Here is a 17,964-nt window from a genome sequence, read left to right on the forward strand (position 1 = left end):
GTCTGGCAACGGCGCAAATAAAAAGCCCCGCTGACCAGGGGGAGGTCAACGGGGCCGGGGAACGGGCACTTGGGGAGGAGTCCCCGTTCCGAGATCTGCTCCAGGGGATGGGAGAGATCCACAACAGGCGTTGCGCCTGTCGAGAGTTATAGAAGCACTCCGAACACTAACGGTTCGTGAAGGGGCCCAATTTAATGAACCTCGATCAGGGCAACATTCATGATCGAGTCAGAAACCTCTGACGAATGAACGAATTCACGTCGTTTTCGGCCTGAAACACCCTCAGTGTGCTTCGTCCCAGTTGTTGCCGATGCCGGTATCGACCACCAGCGGCACGCGCAGTTTGGCCGCTTGCGACATGCGCTCCACCACCTGCAAACGTAAGTCTTCAACGAAACTACTTTCGGTTTCGAAGACCAGTTCATCGTGCACCTGCAGGATCATCCGTGCCGGTGCCCCGCTGTCGCGCAGCCACCGGTCCACGTCCACCATCGCGCGCTTGATGATGTCGGCGGCGGTGCCCTGCATCGGCGCGTTGATCGCAGCACGCTCGGCACCGGCGCGCAGGCCCTGGTTACGTGCATGAATGTCGTTCAGGTACAGGCGGCGGCCGAACAGGGTCTCCACATAGCCCTGGTCGCGGGCCTGCTGGCGCATCCGCTCCATGAAGTCACGCACGCCCGGGTAGCGGCTGAAGTACAGCGCCACGTAGTCCTGCGCCTGGCCGCGGTCGATGCCCAGGTTGCGGGCCAGGCCGAAGGCGCTCATGCCGTACATCAAGCCGAAGTTGATCGCCTTGGCAGCGCGGCGCTCGTTCGGGGTCACCTCTTCCAGCGTACGCCCGAACACCTCGGCGGCGGTGGCACGGTGCACGTCGGCGCCCTGCTCGAAGGCACGCACCAGACCCGGGTCCTCGGACAGGTGCGCCATGATCCGCAGCTCGATCTGCGAGTAGTCGGCGGCCAGCAGCTGGAAGCCCTCCGGGGCGATGAACGCGCGGCGGATGCGGCGGCCATCTTCGGTGCGGATCGGGATGTTCTGCAGGTTGGGGTCCGACGAGGACAGGCGGCCGGTGGCGGCGCCGGACTGGTGGTAGCTGGTATGCACGCGGCCGGTGTCCGGGTTGACCATCTCCGGCAGCTTGTCGGTATAGGTGCTGCGCAGCTTGGCCAGCCCGCGGTACTCCAGGATCACACGCGGCAGCTCGTGCTGGTCGGCAATCGCCTCCAGTGCCTCTTCATTGGTGCTGGGCTGGCCCTTCGGGGTCTTCACCACCGCCGGCAGCTTCAGCTCGTCGAACAGCACCGCCTGCAGCTGCTTGGGCGAATCCAGGTTGAAGCTGCGCCCAGCCAGTTCGGTGGCCTTCTGCTGCGCCGCCAGCATGCGCGAGGACAGGTCCTGGCTCTGCCGGCGCAGTTCGTCGGTGTCGACCCGCACGCCGTTGGCTTCGATGCTGGTCAGCACCGGCACCAGCGGCATCTCGATGTCGCGGTACACGCTGTCCAGTGCCGGTTCGGCCAGCAGCTGCGGCTGCAGCGCGCGGTGCAGGCGCAAGGTGATGTCGGCGTCCTCGGCCGCATAGCGGCTGGCTTCGTCGATGCCCACCTGCGAGAACGGAATCTGCTTGGCGCCCTTGCCGGCCACGTCCTCGAACTTGATGGTTTTGTAGCCCAGATAGCGCAGGGCCAGCGAATCCATGTCGTGGCGGGTGGCGGTGGAATTGAGCACGAAGCTCTCGAGCATGGTGTCGTCGTGGTAGCCCTGCACGTCCACGCCGTGACGGCGCAGCACGTGCAGGTCGTACTTGCCGTGCTGGCCGAGCTTCTTCTTCGCCGGGTCCTGCAGCATCGGGCGCAGCGCATCCAGCACCTGCTGCATCGGCAGCTGGGCCGGCGCCCCCGGGTAATCGTGGCCGACCGGAATGTAGGCGGCCTTGCCCGGCTCGACCGCCAGACTGACGCCGACCAGGCGCGCACGCATCGCGTCCAGCGCATCGGTTTCGGTATCGAAGCTGATCAGGTCCGCCTGCTGCAGGCGCTCGACCCAGGCCTGCAGCTGCTCGGCGGTCAGCACGGTCTCGTATTCACCTGGCGCGGCCAGCGCCGGATCCAGCGTGCCCGCTGCCGGTGCCTCGGCGCTGCCGCGGGCAAAGCCTGCTGCCGTACCGCGCAGGCTCGGCGTTGCTTCGCTGGCGGCCGTCGGCGCCGGCAGCGGTGCACCCAGCTCCTTCAGCGCCTGGGTGAAGCCGTAGCGCGCATACAGCTCGGTCAACTCCGGCACGTCCTGCTCGCGCAGGGCCAGCATGGTCGGGCTGGCGTCCAGCTCCACGTCGGTGCGGATGGTCACCAGCTCGCGGTTCAGCGGCAGCCGCTCCAGCGCCGCCCGCAGGTTCTCGCCGATCTTGCCCTTCATGGTCGGCGCGGCCGCCATCACCCCATCCAGGTGCTGATACTCGGCCAGCCACTTGGCGGCGGTCTTCGGCCCGCACTTCTCTACGCCCGGCACGTTGTCGACGGTATCGCCCATCAGCGCCAGCAGGTCGATGATCTGGTCGGCGCGCACGCCGAACTTCTCCATCACCGCCGCGTCCGAATCCATGCGGCTGCCGGTCATGGTGTTGACCAGCTCGATGCCCGGGCGCACCAGCTGGGCAAAGTCCTTGTCGCCGGTGGAGATGGTCACCTTCAGGTCCTGCGCCACGCCCTGCAGGGCCAGCGTGCCGATCACATCGTCGGCTTCCACGCCGGGAATGCGCAGGATGCTGATGCCCAGCGCTTCGACGATGCGGCACATCGGCTCGACCTGGCTGCGCAGCTCATCGGGCATCGGCGGGCGGTTGGCCTTGTACTGGTCGTAGAGGTCATCGCGGAAGGTCTTGCCGGGCGCATCGACCACGAACGCCACGTAAGCCGGGCGTTCCTTCAGCGTCGAGCGCAGCATGTTGACCACGCCGAACAGCGCGCCGGTGGGTTCACCCTGTGCATTGGACAGGGGCGGCAGCGCGTGGAACGCGCGGTACAGGTAACTGGACCCGTCGATCAGGACTAATCTGCTCATGGGTCGATTCTACGCGCCCGTGCCTGCATCGCGGCGACACGGCAGGCGCCCGGCGATGGGGCATAATCAAGGCTCTTTCCAGGCAAAGGCCCCCGCCGATGAAGACCCTGATGCTGGCTTCCCTGCTCCTGCTCGCTGGCTGCGCCAGCATGGGTGGTGCGGGCGCTCCCCCGGTGGACGTCAAGGGCGCGGATGTATCCAAGCGCACCATGGACAACGGCGATGTCATCGAGGAATACCGCGTGTCCGGCCAGCTGCGCATGGTCAAGGTGACCCCGTCGCGCGGTGCCCCGTTCTACATGTACGACAAGAACGGCGACGGCCGTTTCGACAACGACAAGGATGGCGTGTCGCCGGTGTACTGGAAGCTGTACAGCTGGTGATCTGACCGGGGTCGGATCCCTGCGATCCAGTGGATCCACGCCATGCGTGGATTCACCCCCGGCCCCCCACAAAAAACAACGCCGGCGCGCATCCTGCGGCCGGCGTCGGGTCCCCTCCCCGGGAACGCTTGAATCAGCGGATGACCAGCACCGGCAACGTGCTGCGTGCCAGCACCTCGGCAGTCTGGCTGCCCAGCAGCACGCGGGTCACGCCACGGCGGCCATGCGAGGTCATCACGATCAAATCACTGTTGCGCTCGCCCGCCGTCTCGATGATGCCGTCGGCCGCGTAGCGGTCCAGCACATGCACCGGGTTGGCGGTAATGCCCTGCTCGGCGGCCTTGGCCAGCGCCGGCTGCAGCACCTTCTGCGCGCCTTCCTCGCGGTCGGCCTTGTACTCCGGGCTGTTCATGTAGCCCACGCTCCAGCCCATGGCGTCGTACATGCCGACGGCCCACGGCTCGGACACAGTCACGATATCGACCTCGGCATTGAGGTCCTTGGCCAGCTCCAGGCCCTTGGCCAGGCCCTTGTCGGCCAGCTCGGACCCGTCGGTGGCAATCAGGATGCGCTTGTACATGGTGGGGCTCCGTGGCGATCTGCCAGATGGGAACGACACCATTACACACCGGATGTGCAGGCTGCGCCTTGAGCAGGATCAATCCGGCGCCGCGCAGCGGCGTGTGCGCACCGTCCGCTTGCACGCACCGGTCGGGCGGCGCATGCTCGGCGGGCGGCGCACTGCCGCGCCCAAGGACGACCGACATGCAGGACAACAAGCCGCCCGTCTGGAGTTCCCAGAAATCCATCATGGTCGCCGCGATCATCGCCTTGGCGGTGCTGTTCGGCGGCTACCAGATCGGCAAGGACATGGCGCTGCGCGACAACGCCCTTCAGGCAGCGGGCAAGTAACCTGCTTCTGTAGAGCCGGGCCCATGCCCGGCTGCGGATGAAGCAGCCGAGCATTGGCCCGGCTCTACATCAGGCCCGCCCTCAGGCGATCTGCACCACGCGTGCGTTCTGGCACAGCGGATAGCTGGCCACGAATTCGGCAATCGCATCACGCATCGCCTCGAACGATTCGCCATACATGTACAGCGCGGTTTCGGTCGGGCCCTGCCACCAGCTGCAGATCTCGCCCAGGCCGTCGATGTTCTCCGACAGTTGTTCGAATACGTGGTTGGAATCGCACTGTTCGTAGACTTCGTCCGGCAGGTTCAGGCCATCCAGGTAGATGCCCAGGCCCTCGGTCACGCCGAAGCTGCGATCAGCCTCGCCAGCCCCCTGCAGCTGCGAACCCTTCGGCGCGCCCAGCTGTTCCAGCAGGTCGATCAGCTTCGGCACGCCATCCGCACCGACCAGTGCCACTTCGATGTCGCCGTATTCGACCTCACCCAGATCCGACATCGCGGTGCCGCCGCCGGTGAGCTCGCCCACCTGGGCCGCCTGCAGCAGCGCGTCGAGCGGATCCTCGAACAGCTCGTGGCGATGCTCGGGCTGCAGCCGGGCGTTCAACTTCACGGTGACGTGCAGCGTGGGTTCGGTCATGGGGGCGTTCCTGGAAGAAGTGCCGCCTATTGTAGAGCCAGGCCCATGCTCGGCTGCTTTTCGCGCCAGAAGCAGCCGAGCATGGGCTCGGCTCTACAACAGCCCGTCAGCGCAGGAACGGCGTCACCTTGCGCTTCAGCAACTCCACCAGCACCGGGGCCATGTACTCGTAGTCATCCGGGATATCCAGGCAGATCACCCGCTTGCCGTTCAGCCATGCCTTGTAGCGGCTGGACAGCCGGTTGCGGTGGGCGCGTTCCATCACGAACACCAGGTCGGCCCACTGCAGCAGCTCGGGGCTGAGCACTTCCTCGGCGTCGGCCAGCAGCCCGGCCGAGGCGGTCTCGATGCCCGGCCAATCGGCGAATACCTGCTCGGCCGTCGGGCTGCGCAGGCGGTTCTGGCTGCAGAGGAAGAGCACGTTGCGGGTCATGCGTACTCACCTTGGTAGAGCCGAGCGATGCTCGGCTGGTTTTCTCCGCCAAAAGCAGCCGAGCATGGCTCGGCTCTACAGGAATTCCTGCCCCCCCGACGGTGATCAGATCACCGTCAGGTTGGCGTAGGCCATCACCAGCCACTTGCTGCCGGCGTCGGCGAACTCGACCTGCACGCGGGCGTGGGCGCCGCTGCCTTCGTAGTCGGTCACCATGCCTTCGCCGAACTTGGGATGGGTGACCAGCGCGCCGAGCTTGATCGGCGGTGCTTCGATCGAGGCATGGCCTATCACCCGGCTGGCGCCCATCGAGGCCGGCCGCGAGACCTGCACCTTCGGGCGCACTTCATGCAGCAGCTCGCGCGGAATCTCGCGCAGGAAGCGCGAGGGCAGGCTGTAGTTGTCCTGGCCGTGGATGCGACGCGATTCGGCATAGCTCAGCACCAGCTTCTGGCGCGCGCGGGTGATGCCGACGTAGGCCAGGCGGCGCTCTTCCTCCAGCCGCCCGCTTTCTTCCAGCGAACGTGCGCTGGGGAACAGGCCGTCTTCCATGCCCGCCAGGAACACCAGCGGGAATTCCAGGCCCTTGGCCGAATGCAGGGTCATCAACTGCACACCGTCCTCGCCGGCCTGCGCCTGGCCTTCACCGGCCTCCAGCGCGGCATAGGCCAGGAACGCGACCAGCTCGTCCATGTCCTCGCCCACTTCCTCGATGTCGTCGGCGCGGCGCACGAAGCGCGACGCCACCGAGACCAGTTCGTCGAGGTTGTCGGTACGCGATTCCGAATCCAGCGCGTTGCGGCTTTCCTTGCTCCAGTGCTCGCGCAGCTGCGAGCGGGTCAGCACGTGGTCCACGCGCTCGGCCAGGGTCATGTGCACGGTCTGGGCCTGCAGCTCGTTGACCAGCCCCAGGAAGCCAGCCAGCGCATTGCGCGCGCGTGCGGCCAGCGCGTTGCCCTGGGTGACCAGCATGGTCGCTTCCCACAACGAGATGCCCTGTGCGCGCGCCTCGCGGCGCACTTCGTCGAGCGTGCGGTCGCCGATGCCCCGGGTGGGCGTGTTGACCGCGCGCTCGAAGGCGGCGTCATCGTTGCGGTTGGACAGCAGGCGCAGGTAAGCCAGCGCATCCTTGATTTCGGCACGCTCGAAGAAGCGCATGCCGCCATACACCCGGTACGGCACCTGTTCGCTCAGCAGCGCTTCTTCCAGCGCGCGCGACTGCGCGTTGCTGCGGTAGAGCACGGCCACTTCGGTGTAACTGCCACCGTCGCGCACCCATTGGCGGGCACGCTCAACGATGTAGCGCGCCTCGTCCATCTCGTTGTACGCCGCGTACAGATCGATCGGCTCGCCGTCGCCGCTGTCGGTCCACAGCTGCTTGCCGATGCGGTCGGGATTGTGCGCGATCACCGCGTTGGCGGCACCGAGGATGTTGGCGGTGGAGCGGTAGTTCTGCTCCAGGCGGATGGTCTGCGCACCCGGGAAGTCGCGCAGGAAGCCCTGCACGTTCTCGACCTTGGCACCGCGCCAGCCATAGATGGCCTGGTCATCGTCGCCGACCACGAACACGTGGCCGGAATCGCCGGCCAGCACGCGCACGAAGGCGTACTGGATGGCGTTGGTGTCCTGGAACTCGTCCACCAGGATCTCGCGGAAGCGGGCGCGGTAATGCGACAGCAGCGCCGGGTTGTCGCGCAGCAGTTCGTGCGCGCGCAGCAGCAGCTCGGCGAAGTCGACCAGGCCGGCGCGGTCGCAGCGCGCCTGGTACTCGATGTAGGCCTGGCGCATGGTTTCCAGCCACGCGTCGTGCGGCTCGGGCTGGATGTGCTGCGGGCGGCGGCCCTCATCCTTCTGCGCGTTGATCCACCACGCGATCTGCTTGGCCGGGTACTTGCCGTCGTCCAGTTCCAGCGCCTGCACCACGCGCTTGACCAGCCGCAGCTGGTCGTCCGAATCCATCACCTGGAAGCCTTCAGGCAGCTTCGCGTCCTGCCAGTGCAGGCGCAGCAGGCGGTTGGCCAGGCCGTGGAAGGTGCCGATCCACATGCCGCGGCTGCCATGGGGCAGCTGGGCGTCGATGCGGTGGCGCATCTCGCCGGCCGCCTTGTTGGTGAAAGTCACCGCGAAAATGCCGTGGGTCGGCACGCCATTGACTTCATGCAGCCAGGCGATGCGGTGGGTGAGTACGCGGGTCTTGCCGGAACCGGCACCGGCCAGCACCAGGTGGTGGCCGGGAGGAGCGGAGACGGCTTCGCGCTGGGCCGGGTTCAGGCCATCAAGCAGGTGGGAGACATCCATGCCCCCATTTTACGGCATCGCCGTCGCGGCTCCTGCGATCACTTCGGTGGCGAGCGCCTGCGCCTGCTGACGCAGTTCAGGCACCGCCAGGCTTTCCCACAGGCTGCCGATGCGCAGGCTGCCGAGCACGCCCAGCCGCGCCTGTGGCTGGCCACCGGCGGCGCGCAGGCGGCCGCCCGGCACCGTGCTGTCCAGGCCCAGCCCATGCGGGCCGGGGCGGGCCAGCCCATCGGCCTGCAGCTGCTGCAGCAACGGATTGCGCAGCGCACTGGCGCGGGTTTCGACGCCGGTGGCGTTGATCACACCGCTGATCGTCCACTGCTGTTCATTGCCGGAGGCATCGCGGCCCGACAACTGCAGCGCATCGCCGTCGCGCCAGACGCGCTGCAGGCGCGACCGGTGGATACGCAGTTGGCCGCTGTCCTGCAGGGCCTGCAGCTGCGCGTCCACCTCTTCGGCGATGCGGTGGCGATGCACGTCCCAGTAGCGCACCACATGGCGCAGGAAACGACGCTGGTCGGCCTCATCGAGGCTGCACCACAGCGCCTGCCCGTGCGGACGGATACGGTCCATCACGCTCTGCCATGGCAAGCCGTCGGCCTGCGCCTGACGCGCGAACCCACGTAGCGCGCGCAGGCGCTGGCGCAGGTTCATCGGCAGCAGCATCGCCGGATCGAACGTGGGCAGGCCGCCGTGTGCGTGCGGCAGCGGCAGCAGGCCGTGACGCGAGATCACATGCAGCGGGCCGGTGTGACCGGCAGCAACCAGCGCCAGCACGGTGTCGGCCATGCTCAGGCCGGAGCCGACAATGGCCACGGCCTGTTCGCCGGCCAGGGTACGCACACCGTCGTAGTCCCAGGCCTCGATCACATCATCGGCAGGCAGCGCGTCGGCACCGGCCACGGGCAACGGGCGCATGCTGTTGCCGGTGGCCAGCACCGCCTGCGCAGCATGCAGCGTGCTGCCATCGCCGAGTGTCAGCTGGTAGCCATGGTCATCCGGCTGCAGGCCCAGTACCGGCTGCGCGATCACCTGCAGCTGTGCGGGGCTGGCGGCCACGGCCTCCTGCAGGCGCTGCTGCAGGTAGGCAGCAAAGTAATGGCGACACACGTAACGCTCGCCCAGCACCTCGCGCGCCTCGCCCGGGTAGGCGTTGGCGGCCACCAGATAGTCGAGGAAATCGCCGGGCTGGTCGGCAAACGCACTCATCTTTGCCGCCGGTACGTTCAGCAGGTGCTCCGGCCATGGCGTGGCATAGGCGATACCCTGGGCCAGCTGCGAGGCGGGTTCGAAGATGGCCAGCGCCAGCGGCGCGTGGGCCTGGCGCAGTACCTGGATCGCCACCAGTACCCCGGCTGCACCACCACCGATGATCGCCAGGTCCAGTTCGCCATTACGCGGTGAATCAGTCATGTGCCGATTGTAGGCCATCGGCGATGACAGGCCGGATTGCCGGAATGGGCGGCCGGCATTGCCTTACATCAACGCATCGGCCAAGCGTGCGATGCCCTCGCGGCTGCGCCGCCAGGCAGGACGCTTGCGCCATTGCTGCAGATCCAGCTGCCGCGATTCACGCAGGTAGCCGTCCTCGATCCCGCACAACTGCTTCACCAGCGCGTGGTCGTAGCAGATCAGGCCGATCTCGGCATTCAGCGCGAACGAACGGATATCCATGTTGATCGAGCCGAGTACGGCGATGTCCTCGTCCACGCTCATGTGCTTGGCGTGCAGGAACTGCGGTTCGTACAGCGCGATGCGCACGCCACAGCGCAGCAGCTCGTCGTAGTAGGCCTCCTGCGCCCACGAGGTCAGCCGCTGGTTGTTGCTGGCCGACAGGATCAGCTGCACCTGCACGCCGGACAATGCGGCGATACGCAGCGCGCTCAACGTGGCCTCGTCGGGCACGAAATACGGGGTCACCATCACCAGCCGGCGCCGCGCCAGATGAATCAGCGCCGCAACCGCATCGCGCGCGTTGCTGTACGGGTAGGCCGGGCCGCTGGGCAGCAGCTGGGTGGCGATGTCGTCGCCGCATTCGGGAACATCGGTGATCACATCCAGGCGCTGGCCGGTTTCCATGTACCAGTCGCTGGCGAACACCGCTTCCAGATGCGCGACCGCCGGGCCGCGCACGCGCGCCACCAGCTCGCGGTTCGGGTGGCCAGGCACGAACTGCGGGCCGGCCAGATTCTGCGAACCGACATAGGCCACTTCGTTGTCGATCACCGCGATCTTGCGGTGGTTGCGCAGGTCCATGCGGCCGCTGCGGCGCCAGCGCAGGCCACCGGGCAGCATCGCACGCACTTCGATATCGCGAGCTTCCAGGCGTTTGCGATAGGCGCGCAGGCCACGCTTGGCACCCACCGCGTCGAGCAGCACACGGCACTGCACGCCCCGTGCAGCCGCACGCTGCAGTGCCTCGACGATAGCCTCGCCCACCGCGTCGTCGAACATCAGGTAGTACAGCAGGTGCACCCGGTCTTCGGCCTGGTCGATGTCGGCGATCAGCGTGTGCAGCGATTCGTCGTAGTCGGTCAGCAGATCGACGGCGTTGCCGTGCACCGGCATGAAATCGCCCTGGCGCTGCACCAGCGGCACGATCTCGGCGCTTGCGGTATCCGGCTGCGGGGTCCAGCGCAGGCGGTGCTGCAGCGCCTGTTCCTCGCGGATGACCTGCGAGGCCTCGGCCTGGCGGCGGATGCGTTCGCGTGACAGCCACGGGTGGCCAAACAGCAGATACAGCGGCAGGCCCAGCAGCGGCACGAAGCCGACCAGCAGCAGCCAGCTGCGCGCCGCACCCGGCGTGGTGCGGGTGGGAATCCAGCACAGCGCGACCAGCCGGATCAGCCAGTCGATCAGCAGCAGATACGAACCCAGCAGCCACTCGAACAGCATCGCGTCGCCCGTCGGGAGGTGATGGGCCATTCTGCCCAGCAGGGTGTGTAGAGTCGAGCCGCGCTCGACTGCTTTGAACCAGCGTGTTGACCAAGGTCGACACCTACCAGGCGCGGGGACAGTGCGCCGGCCAAGGTTGGCGGCCGCCGGGTATGGGAACAGCGTGCCGACCAACGGTCGGCACCCACCATGGGAACACCGGGCGTGGATACCGGGCATGAAAAAACCCGCCACAAGGGCGGGTTTCTTCGCGGGGATCAGCAATCCTTGCGGATTACTTGATCTTGCCTTCCTTGTACAGGACGTGCTTGCGCACGACCGGATCGTACTTCAGGAATTCCATCTTCCCCGGGGTGTTCTTCTTGTTCTTGTCGGTCGTGTAGAAGTGGCCGGTACCGGCCGAGGAAATCATACGGACCTTATCGCGCTTGCCTGCCATGATGCTTTACTCCTCAGACCTTTTCGCCGCGCGCACGCAGCTCAGCCAGAACGGAATCAATGCCGTTCTTGTCGATGGTGCGCAGTGCATGCGCGGAAACACGAAGCTTGACCCAGCGGTTCTCGCTGGCCACCCAGAAACGGCGCTCGTGCAGATTCGGCAGGAAACGACGACGGGTCTTGTTGTTGGCGTGCGAGACGTTGTTACCCGTCTGCACTCGCTTGCCGGAAACCTGGCATACGCGGGACATTGCGCACCTCGATAGTAGTAGTTGTCAGCCCGTAGCCCGGGAGACGGCGGCCTCGATGGTTGCCCACCACACGTCAAGAGAATCAAAGGGTTACGCTGGCGTTGGGCGGCCGGGGACGTGCTCCCGGGGGCGCCGCCCGGTAGAAAACCGGACACAGCGAGCCGCGCATTATGCACGGGTTCAAGCACTTGCGCAAGTTACCCACAGGCGAGGCGACTGAACGTGGCACGCCTCGTTCATGGCAGGGCTGGCCATACTGACGGCCCCTTCCGTGGCGGCGCCCCCCGATGCGACTGCTGGCCCTGACCTATGGAACCGAAGGCGACACCCGGCCGCTGGTGATGCTGTGCCATGGGCTGCGCCAGGCCGGCCACGAGGTGCTGCTGCTGGCCGAACAGGGAACGTTGGGCAGCGCGCGCGCGCTGGGGGTGCCGCACGCGGCGCTGGAAGGCGACATCCACGACGAAGTGGTGGCCCTTGTGGCACGCGGCAACAACCTGGCCGCCGCGTCGCGCGGCCTGGCGCGGATGGCCGGTCGCCACGTGCCGACCTGGATGACGCAGGCCGATGCGGCCGCCGCCGGCTGCGATGCCGTGCTGACCGGCGGCCTGGCCGCGCTTGTCGGCCTCAGCGTGGCTGAGCGGCACGGCCTGCCGGGCATCGGCACCGGCATGATTCCGCTGACGCCGACGCGCGACTTCGCATCGCCCTTTCTGCCGCCGATGCCGCTGCCGGGCGTCCTGCGCCGGGCCAGTTACGGGCTGGTCAACCAGGCGGTGTGGCGCACCTTCCGCGGGCCGATCAACGCCGCGCGCGCCGCACTGGGGCAACCGCCGCGCCGCACGCTGTGGACCGGCCTGCCGATGCTGTACGGCATTTCCCCGCAGCTGCTGCCGCCGCCTGCCGACTGGCCGACCGATCATGTGGTGTGCGGGCAATGGCGGATGCCGGAACAACCTTGGTCGCCGCCCGCCGACCTGCAGGCTTTCCTCGATGCCGGGCCCGAGCCGGTCTATCTCGGCTTCGGCAGCATGACCGGCTTCGACCGCGAGCGCGTGCTGTCGGCCCTGCTGCAGGCGTTGGCGCCACGCCGCGTGCTGCTGTTTCCGGGCTGGGCCGGACTACCGTCGGGTGCTTTGCCAGCGAACGTGTTCGTGGTCGGCCCGACCCCGCATGAAGCACTGTTGCCACGCTGCGCGCTGGCCATCCACCATGGCGGCAGCGGCACCACGCATTCGGCCTGCCGCGCCGGCATTCCCTCGCTGGTGATGCCGTTCGCCGCCGATCAGTTCTTCTGGGCGCGGCGCCTGCAGACGCTAGGGGTGGCGACTGCGCCGTTGTCACCCAAGCGGTTGGATGCGGGAGTCCTGGCGGCGGCCATCAGGTTCGCCGAGGACGGCGCGACGCGTGCGCGTGCGGTTGCACTGGGCGTAGCAATGGCGAGCGAGGATGGCGTGGCCACGGGCGTGGCGATGATCGAGCGCTGGCTGCAGCCTGCGTAACCCCGCGCGGCCATCAACGCAGATGCGGGATCACCTGGGCCAGCAGATGGGCATCCTTCAGCGCGCCGTGCAGGCCGCGATTGCCGGGAATGCGCAGGCGCTGCAGCACATCGTCCAGCTTGTTTCCCTGCCCGGGCCAGCGCCCGCGCGCCAGCTTCAGGCTGCAGGTGATGCGGCAGTGCTGGGCCAGCGTGGCGGGAATGCCGGCCAGGCGCAGCTCGTTGTCGAGGAAACCCACATCGAAGGTGGCGTTGTGCGCGACCATCTCGCTGCCGCGCAGGAAGTCCAGCAGTTCGGCGGCCTTGCTGGAGAACAGCGGCTTTCCCACCAGCATTGCATCGCTGATGCCGTGCACGCGCTGCGCGCCCCAATCGACCCTGCGCTGCGGTTGCAGGTAGGTGTGGAACTGGCGCCCGGTGAGCTGGCCTTCGATCAGTTCGACGGCACCGATCTCGATCACGCGATGACCCAGGCGGTGGGAGATGCCGGTGGTTTCGGTGTCCAGTGCGACGATGCGATTCATGCGTGGCGATGGTTCCTGTTGCGTGCCGCGATGATTTTCGCATGTCTGCAGCAGGAAGGTCCCACTGGAGAGCCGAGCCCGTGCTCGGCTCACGCGCTAAGCGCGGGCCTTGGGCGCTGGTGCCAGACGCAGCCGAGCGTGGGCTCGGCTCTACAGGCGCGCGCGATCAACCCGACGCTTCCACCACCCAATCGATGAACACCCGCAGCCGCTGGCTCATGTGCCGATTGGGCGGGAACATCACATGCATCGGCATCGGCGGCAGCTGCCAGTCCTCCAGTACCGGCAGCAGTTCGCCACGTGCGACATGCGATTCGGCCATGTAGCTGGGCAGCGCGACCACGCCGAGACCTGCCAGCGCCGCCGCCAGATAGGCGTTGCCGTCGTCGAAGCCGACCGTGTAGCGGCCCTGCACCTCGATGCGCTCATCGCCGCGCTGTGCAGTGAACACGCGGGCACGGCCACTGCGCGGGCTGAGGAAACCGACCATGTGGTGGTCCGACCCCTCCAGCGCGCGCGGGTCGGCCGGCATACCGAAACGCTGCACATAGCCCGGGCTGGCATGGAAGCCGATTGGCAACGCCGCCAGCGGCCGCGCCACCAGCGCCGGGTCGGATGGTGTGCCGCCACGGATCACGCAGTCGACGTTGTCGGCGATGACATCGACCTCGCGATCACTCACGCCGACGTCGAGCTGGATCTCCGGGTAGCGCGCCTGAAAATCCGGCAGCGCCGGTACCAGCCGCAGCCGCGCGTAGGGCCCTGGCACATCCACGCGCAGGCGGCCACGCGGCTGGGCGGCCGCGTCGCCCAGCCCGCCTTCGACCTCGTCCAGTTCGGCCAGCAGGCGGGCGATGCGCGGGTAATAGGCCGCGCCGTCGGCGGTGACGCTGACCCGCCGGGTGGTGCGGTTGAGCAGGCGCAGCCTTAGGTGCGCCTCCAGCTGCTGCACCAGCTGGGTAACCGTGGTGCGGCTGATCTGCAGGGTGTGCGCGGCGCGGGTGAAGCTGCCGGTTTCCACTACCCGGGCAAAGGCCCGCATCGCCTCGAAACGGTCCATGGCCGGCCGTGATTATTTGGGATTGGCAATCAATCTAGGCCGATCATCGCGGTTTATCCAGACAGCGCTCGCGAGGAGGATGGCGTTCTCTCCCACGGGATCTTCCCCATGTCACAGCGTGATGTCGTTTTCCCCGCCGGGCGCCAGGCCCTGTACGAGCGCAACCGCTACTCTCCGGCGATCCGGTCCGATGGCTTCCTGTTCGTTTCCGGCCAGGTCGGCAGCCGCGAGGACGGTTCGCCCGAGCCGGACTTCGAGACGCAGGTGCGCCGCGCCTTCGAGAATCTCAATGCGGTGTTGGCTGCTGCGGGCTGCACGTTCGATGACGTGATCGACGTGACCGTGTTCCTGGTCGATCCGGAAACCAACTTCGAGAAGGCCTGGGCGATCGTGCCCGAGTACTGGGGCGAGGCGCCGCACCCGACCCTGACCGGTATCGGCGTGACCTGGCTGTATGGGTTCCAGTTCGAGATCAAGGTGATCGCGAAGCTGCCGTGACCGATCCCATGCTCAGCTGGTCGTGCGAAAGCAGCCGAGCGTAGGCTCGGCTCTACAGACGCGCAGCCCGGTGTCCGACCCCACGGGCCGAAAAGCGTGCCGGCCAAGGTCTGCACCCGCCAGGGCAGAAGGCCCCAGGCCGCCCACCTGAACGGGAGATTCCGACGTATTCCCGAAGCGGCCATTGATATTGTATCCGGCGAAAACCGCTTGCTAGCCTCCCCTTCATGCGCTGGATCACCCGCCACCTCCGTTCGACCCTGCTGATGCTGCTGATGGCGGCATTCGTGGTCGTGCCGGTGGCCGATGCCCTGGCGTGCACGGTGGAACCGCACGCCAGCACGGTGCATGTGGAATCCGCACCGGATGCCGATGGCGATACCGACGGCAAGCATGTCGGTGCCTGTGGCCACAACCACTGCCACCACTCCAACCTGAGCCTGCCGGCGCACACGATCGCCGCCTTCGGGGCGCCACTGCCGGCGCGCTGGATGAGTGCGGGCGATGCGGCGACCTATGCGGTCGCCCAGGATGAATTGACGCGTCCACCCCGGGCGTGAGTTGAGCGCGTCCCGCGATTGCGGGCTCCCGTTTCACTCACAACCGGAATCCCCCTATGTCGATCCTGACACCTCGGTCGCCGCGTGCGGCCGGGCTGGTCGTCGCCGTGTTGCTGGGCCTGGCCCCGGCGGCATCGGTGATGGCGCAAGCCGCCCCCTCCTACGACACCCTGCTTGAACGCCTGGACCAGCTGCCCGGCACTCGTGTGGGCACGGCACTGGCCGAGGCCGCCGATGCGCGCGCCGACCAGGCCCGTGCGCTACCCAATCCCTCCCTTTCCTGGTCGGCCGAAAACGCCTGGGGCTCCGGCACCTACCGCGGCATGGGCAAGGCCGACACCGTACTCACCCTGTCCCAGCCGCTGGAGGTCTGGGGCCAGCGTGGCGCGCGCGTTCGTGCCGCCCGTGCCGAGGCCCAGGCGGCCAACCTGCGTGGCGCGCAGAGTCGCAGCGACGTGGCCAGCCAGCTGGCGGTGGTCTATGCACAGGCGGAAAGTGCACTGCGCCGCTACACCCTGGCCGAGGAAGCACTGTCACTGACCCGCGATGACGCCAACGCCGTCAACGCCATGGTCAAGCAGGGCCGCGAACCACAGCTGCGCGCGGTGCAAGCGCAGAGCGAAGTAGCCAATGCCATGGCGTCGCTGGATGAAGCACAGGCGTTCCGCGATGCCGCGCTGGCCCGCCTGGCCGGCACCGCGCTGCTGGATGCGCCGGTGCAGTCGATCGACAACAGCCTGCTCGACCGCGCACCGCCGCTGCCGCGCGGTGCCACCGATACCGCACTGGCAGTGCGCATTGCCGAAGCCGAAGCCGATGCGGCGGGCAAGCTGGTCGACGTGGAGCGCAAGCGCGCCCTGCCCGACCTCAGCGTCACCGCCGCACAGACCCGCTTCCGCGAAGGCGGCGAGCGTGCCTACAACCTCGGGCTCAGCCTCAGCATCCCGCTGTTCGACCGTAACCGCGGTGGCATCCGCGCCGCCAATGCCGACCAGCGCGCGGCCGAGGCACGCCTGGACCAGCAGCGCCGCGACAGCGAGGCCGCACGCCTGTCCGCCGTGGCCGGGCTGAAGGCGGCCGGCAGCCGCACCCGTGCCGCCGATGAAAGCGTGGTCGCCGCCGAAGAGGCCTACCGCCTTGCACGCATCGGCTTCGACGCCGGACGCATCTCGCAGCTGGAACTGCGCAGCACGCGCAGCGCCCTCATCGCCGCCCGCGGCGCCGCCGTGGATGCGCGCCTGTCGCGCGTCGGCGCGGAAATCGATCTTGCCCGCCTTGAAGGGCGCGCACCTTTTGTGGAGGCCCCATGACTCTCTCCCGTACCTTCCCGCTGATCGGCGGCGTGCTGCTGACCGTGCTGCTGGCCGGCTGCGCAGGCAATGCGCAGACACCTGCAAATGAAGACCCCGCCGCGGCCAAGGCGGGCACCGACGATGGCCATGGCCACGCGACCGACAGCAAGGAAGCCAAGGCGGAAGCCGCCAAGGCGCCGGCTGACGCCGATGAAGGCGTGGTGCCGCTGACCCCGGAGCAGATCAAGGCGTCCGGTATCGAGGTGGTCGCCATCGGCCGCGGTGGCGGTGGCTCGACGCGCCTGTCCGGCCGCGTCGAGCCGTCGGTGGGCGCACGTGCCTCGGTGGCGTCGACCGTGACCGGCCGCGTCGAACGCGTGCTGGTCGCACCGGGCACCGCAGTGAAGCAGAACCAGGCCCTGGCCATCGTGGTCAGTGGCGAAGCGGCGGTGTTCCGTGCCAATGCGCTGGCCGCCTCGGCCGAAGCCGAGGCTGCGCGCCTGGCCTATGGCCGCGACAAGGCGCTGGTCGACCAGGGCGTGGTCGCCCGCCAGGAAATGGAAGCCTCGCGCGCACGCTCGCTCGCGGCACAGGCCCAGGCCGCCGCCGCGCAAGCGCAGGCCGCCGCCAACGGTGCGCCCGATGCCAGTGGCCGCGTGCGCATCACCAGCCCGGTGGCCGGCATCGTCGGCAACGTGCAGGTCACTCCAGGCGGTGTGGTCGCCGCCGGCAGTGCGGTAGCCGACGTCGCCGATCCGGCGATGAACGAGCTGGTGTTCACCGCACCGCCGGCGCTGGCCGCGCAGGTCACGCCGGGCATGAAGCTGGAAGTGAGTGTGCCGGGTGGCAGCTTCACCGCCACCGTCACCGGCTCGGCCGCCGATGTGCGCCAGCAGGGCGGCGTCGCGGTGATCCGTGCCGCGCCGGTGAATGCCGCGTTGCCGCCGGCCGGTTCGCCGGTATCGGCGGTGGTGGTCACCGAAGGCCAGGACGGCTCGCTCAGCGTGCCCGCCGATGCGGTGCAGAACGTCGATGGCAGCAGCGCTGTGTTCATTGCCGTCGAAGGCGGCTTCAAGGCACAGCCGGTACTGGCCGGGCGTCGCGCCGGCGACCGCATCGAGATCCTCGGTGGGCTGACCGGCAACGAGCGCATCGTCGGTGCCAACGCCTTCCTGCTCAAGGCCGAACTGGCCAAGGGCGAAGCCGAGCACGGCCACTGAGGAGGC

The 17,964-nt window shown here is 67.8% G+C and carries 18 protein-coding genes; 7 read left to right on the plus strand and 11 right to left on the minus strand.

The window, feature by feature from the left end; genetic code table 11:
- Positions 1-282 precede the first annotated feature (282 nt).
- Positions 283-3,057 (minus strand): DNA polymerase I, encoded by a 2,775-nt coding sequence (gene polA, locus N5D45_RS07390; RefSeq protein WP_279938688.1) that lies wholly within the window; start codon positions 3,055-3,057, stop codon positions 283-285.
- A 98-nt stretch (positions 3,058-3,155) separates the two neighbouring features.
- On the opposite strand from polA, the gene N5D45_RS07395 reads away from it, so the two are divergent.
- Positions 3,156-3,440 carry a DUF2782 domain-containing protein gene (locus tag N5D45_RS07395; protein ID WP_005411628.1) on the plus strand — a complete coding sequence of 95 codons (285 nt, stop codon included), beginning with the start codon at positions 3,156-3,158 and terminating at the stop codon, positions 3,438-3,440.
- 133 nt (positions 3,441-3,573) lie between these two features.
- Here N5D45_RS07395 and N5D45_RS07400 read toward each other — a convergent pair whose 3' ends face one another.
- The gene (locus tag N5D45_RS07400; protein ID WP_005411629.1) at positions 3,574-4,020 is read right to left on the minus strand and encodes a universal stress protein; all 447 of its coding nucleotides are present in this window, start codon (positions 4,018-4,020) and stop codon (positions 3,574-3,576) included.
- Positions 4,021-4,205: 185 nt separating this feature from the next.
- Here N5D45_RS07400 and N5D45_RS07405 point away from each other — a divergent pair, with 185 nt between their 5' ends.
- Positions 4,206-4,352, plus strand: coding sequence for a hypothetical protein (locus N5D45_RS07405; protein ID WP_010482354.1), 147 nt, complete (start codon positions 4,206-4,208; stop codon positions 4,350-4,352).
- A gap of 81 nt (positions 4,353-4,433) precedes the next feature.
- On the opposite strand, the gene N5D45_RS07410 is transcribed toward N5D45_RS07405, so the two are convergent.
- From N5D45_RS07410 to rpmB, 7 genes are all read right to left on the minus strand, one after another.
- A complete protein-coding gene (locus N5D45_RS07410) occupies positions 4,434-4,988 on the minus strand; it encodes a hypothetical protein (protein WP_053443736.1) in 555 nt (184 codons plus the stop codon).
- Positions 4,989-5,094: 106 nt separating this feature from the next.
- Positions 5,095-5,421, minus strand: a complete 327-nt coding sequence (locus N5D45_RS07415) for a low molecular weight protein tyrosine phosphatase family protein (protein WP_164192960.1) — start codon at positions 5,419-5,421, stop codon at positions 5,095-5,097.
- 105 nt (positions 5,422-5,526) lie between these two features.
- Complete coding sequence (gene uvrD, locus N5D45_RS07420) at positions 5,527-7,719, minus strand: DNA helicase II (protein WP_279938693.1); 2,193 nt, start codon at positions 7,717-7,719, stop codon at positions 5,527-5,529.
- A 9-nt stretch (positions 7,720-7,728) separates the two neighbouring features.
- The gene (locus tag N5D45_RS07425; RefSeq protein ID WP_125437847.1) at positions 7,729-9,150 is read right to left on the minus strand and encodes an FAD/NAD(P)-binding protein; all 1,422 of its coding nucleotides are present in this window, start codon (positions 9,148-9,150) and stop codon (positions 7,729-7,731) included.
- 45 nt (positions 9,151-9,195) lie between these two features.
- Positions 9,196-10,614, minus strand: coding sequence for a cardiolipin synthase (cls, locus tag N5D45_RS07430; RefSeq protein WP_010482360.1), 1,419 nt, complete (start codon positions 10,612-10,614; stop codon positions 9,196-9,198).
- Between the two features lie 274 nt (positions 10,615-10,888).
- The gene (rpmG, locus tag N5D45_RS07435; protein WP_169411268.1) at positions 10,889-11,056 is read right to left on the minus strand and encodes a 50S ribosomal protein L33; all 168 of its coding nucleotides are present in this window, start codon (positions 11,054-11,056) and stop codon (positions 10,889-10,891) included.
- A 10-nt stretch (positions 11,057-11,066) separates the two neighbouring features.
- Positions 11,067-11,303 (minus strand): 50S ribosomal protein L28, encoded by a 237-nt coding sequence (gene rpmB, locus N5D45_RS07440; protein WP_005411638.1) that lies wholly within the window; start codon positions 11,301-11,303, stop codon positions 11,067-11,069.
- A gap of 287 nt (positions 11,304-11,590) precedes the next feature.
- On the opposite strand from rpmB, the gene N5D45_RS07445 reads away from it, so the two are divergent.
- A complete protein-coding gene (locus tag N5D45_RS07445) occupies positions 11,591-12,805 on the plus strand; it encodes a glycosyltransferase (RefSeq protein WP_010482363.1) in 1,215 nt (404 codons plus the stop codon).
- 13 nt (positions 12,806-12,818) lie between these two features.
- Here N5D45_RS07445 and dnaQ read toward each other — a convergent pair whose 3' ends face one another.
- Together dnaQ and N5D45_RS07455 are read right to left on the minus strand one after the other, a co-directional pair.
- Entirely contained in the window at positions 12,819-13,328 is a 510-nt protein-coding gene (gene dnaQ / locus N5D45_RS07450; RefSeq protein ID WP_010482365.1) for a DNA polymerase III subunit epsilon, read from the minus strand.
- A gap of 166 nt (positions 13,329-13,494) precedes the next feature.
- Positions 13,495-14,388, minus strand: a complete 894-nt coding sequence (locus N5D45_RS07455) for a LysR family transcriptional regulator (protein ID WP_279938695.1) — start codon at positions 14,386-14,388, stop codon at positions 13,495-13,497.
- Between the two features lie 108 nt (positions 14,389-14,496).
- On the opposite strand from N5D45_RS07455, the gene N5D45_RS07460 reads away from it, so the two are divergent.
- From N5D45_RS07460 to N5D45_RS07475, 4 genes are all read left to right on the plus strand, one after another.
- Positions 14,497-14,886 (plus strand): RidA family protein, encoded by a 390-nt coding sequence (locus N5D45_RS07460; RefSeq protein WP_010482367.1) that lies wholly within the window; start codon positions 14,497-14,499, stop codon positions 14,884-14,886.
- A gap of 227 nt (positions 14,887-15,113) precedes the next feature.
- Complete coding sequence (locus N5D45_RS07465) at positions 15,114-15,446, plus strand: hypothetical protein (protein ID WP_019337929.1); 333 nt, start codon at positions 15,114-15,116, stop codon at positions 15,444-15,446.
- Positions 15,447-15,502: 56 nt separating this feature from the next.
- A complete protein-coding gene (locus N5D45_RS07470) occupies positions 15,503-16,756 on the plus strand; it encodes a TolC family protein (RefSeq protein WP_010482369.1) in 1,254 nt (417 codons plus the stop codon).
- Complete coding sequence (locus tag N5D45_RS07475; protein WP_143993862.1) at positions 16,753-17,958, plus strand: efflux RND transporter periplasmic adaptor subunit; 1,206 nt, start codon at positions 16,753-16,755, stop codon at positions 17,956-17,958. The genes N5D45_RS07470 and N5D45_RS07475 overlap by 4 nt, the downstream gene beginning before the upstream one ends.
- Positions 17,959-17,964 lie beyond the last annotated feature (6 nt).

The organism is Stenotrophomonas sp. GD03819 (genome assembly GCF_029841665.1).
GTDB classification, from domain to species: Bacteria; Pseudomonadota; Gammaproteobacteria; order Xanthomonadales; family Xanthomonadaceae; genus Stenotrophomonas; species Stenotrophomonas geniculata.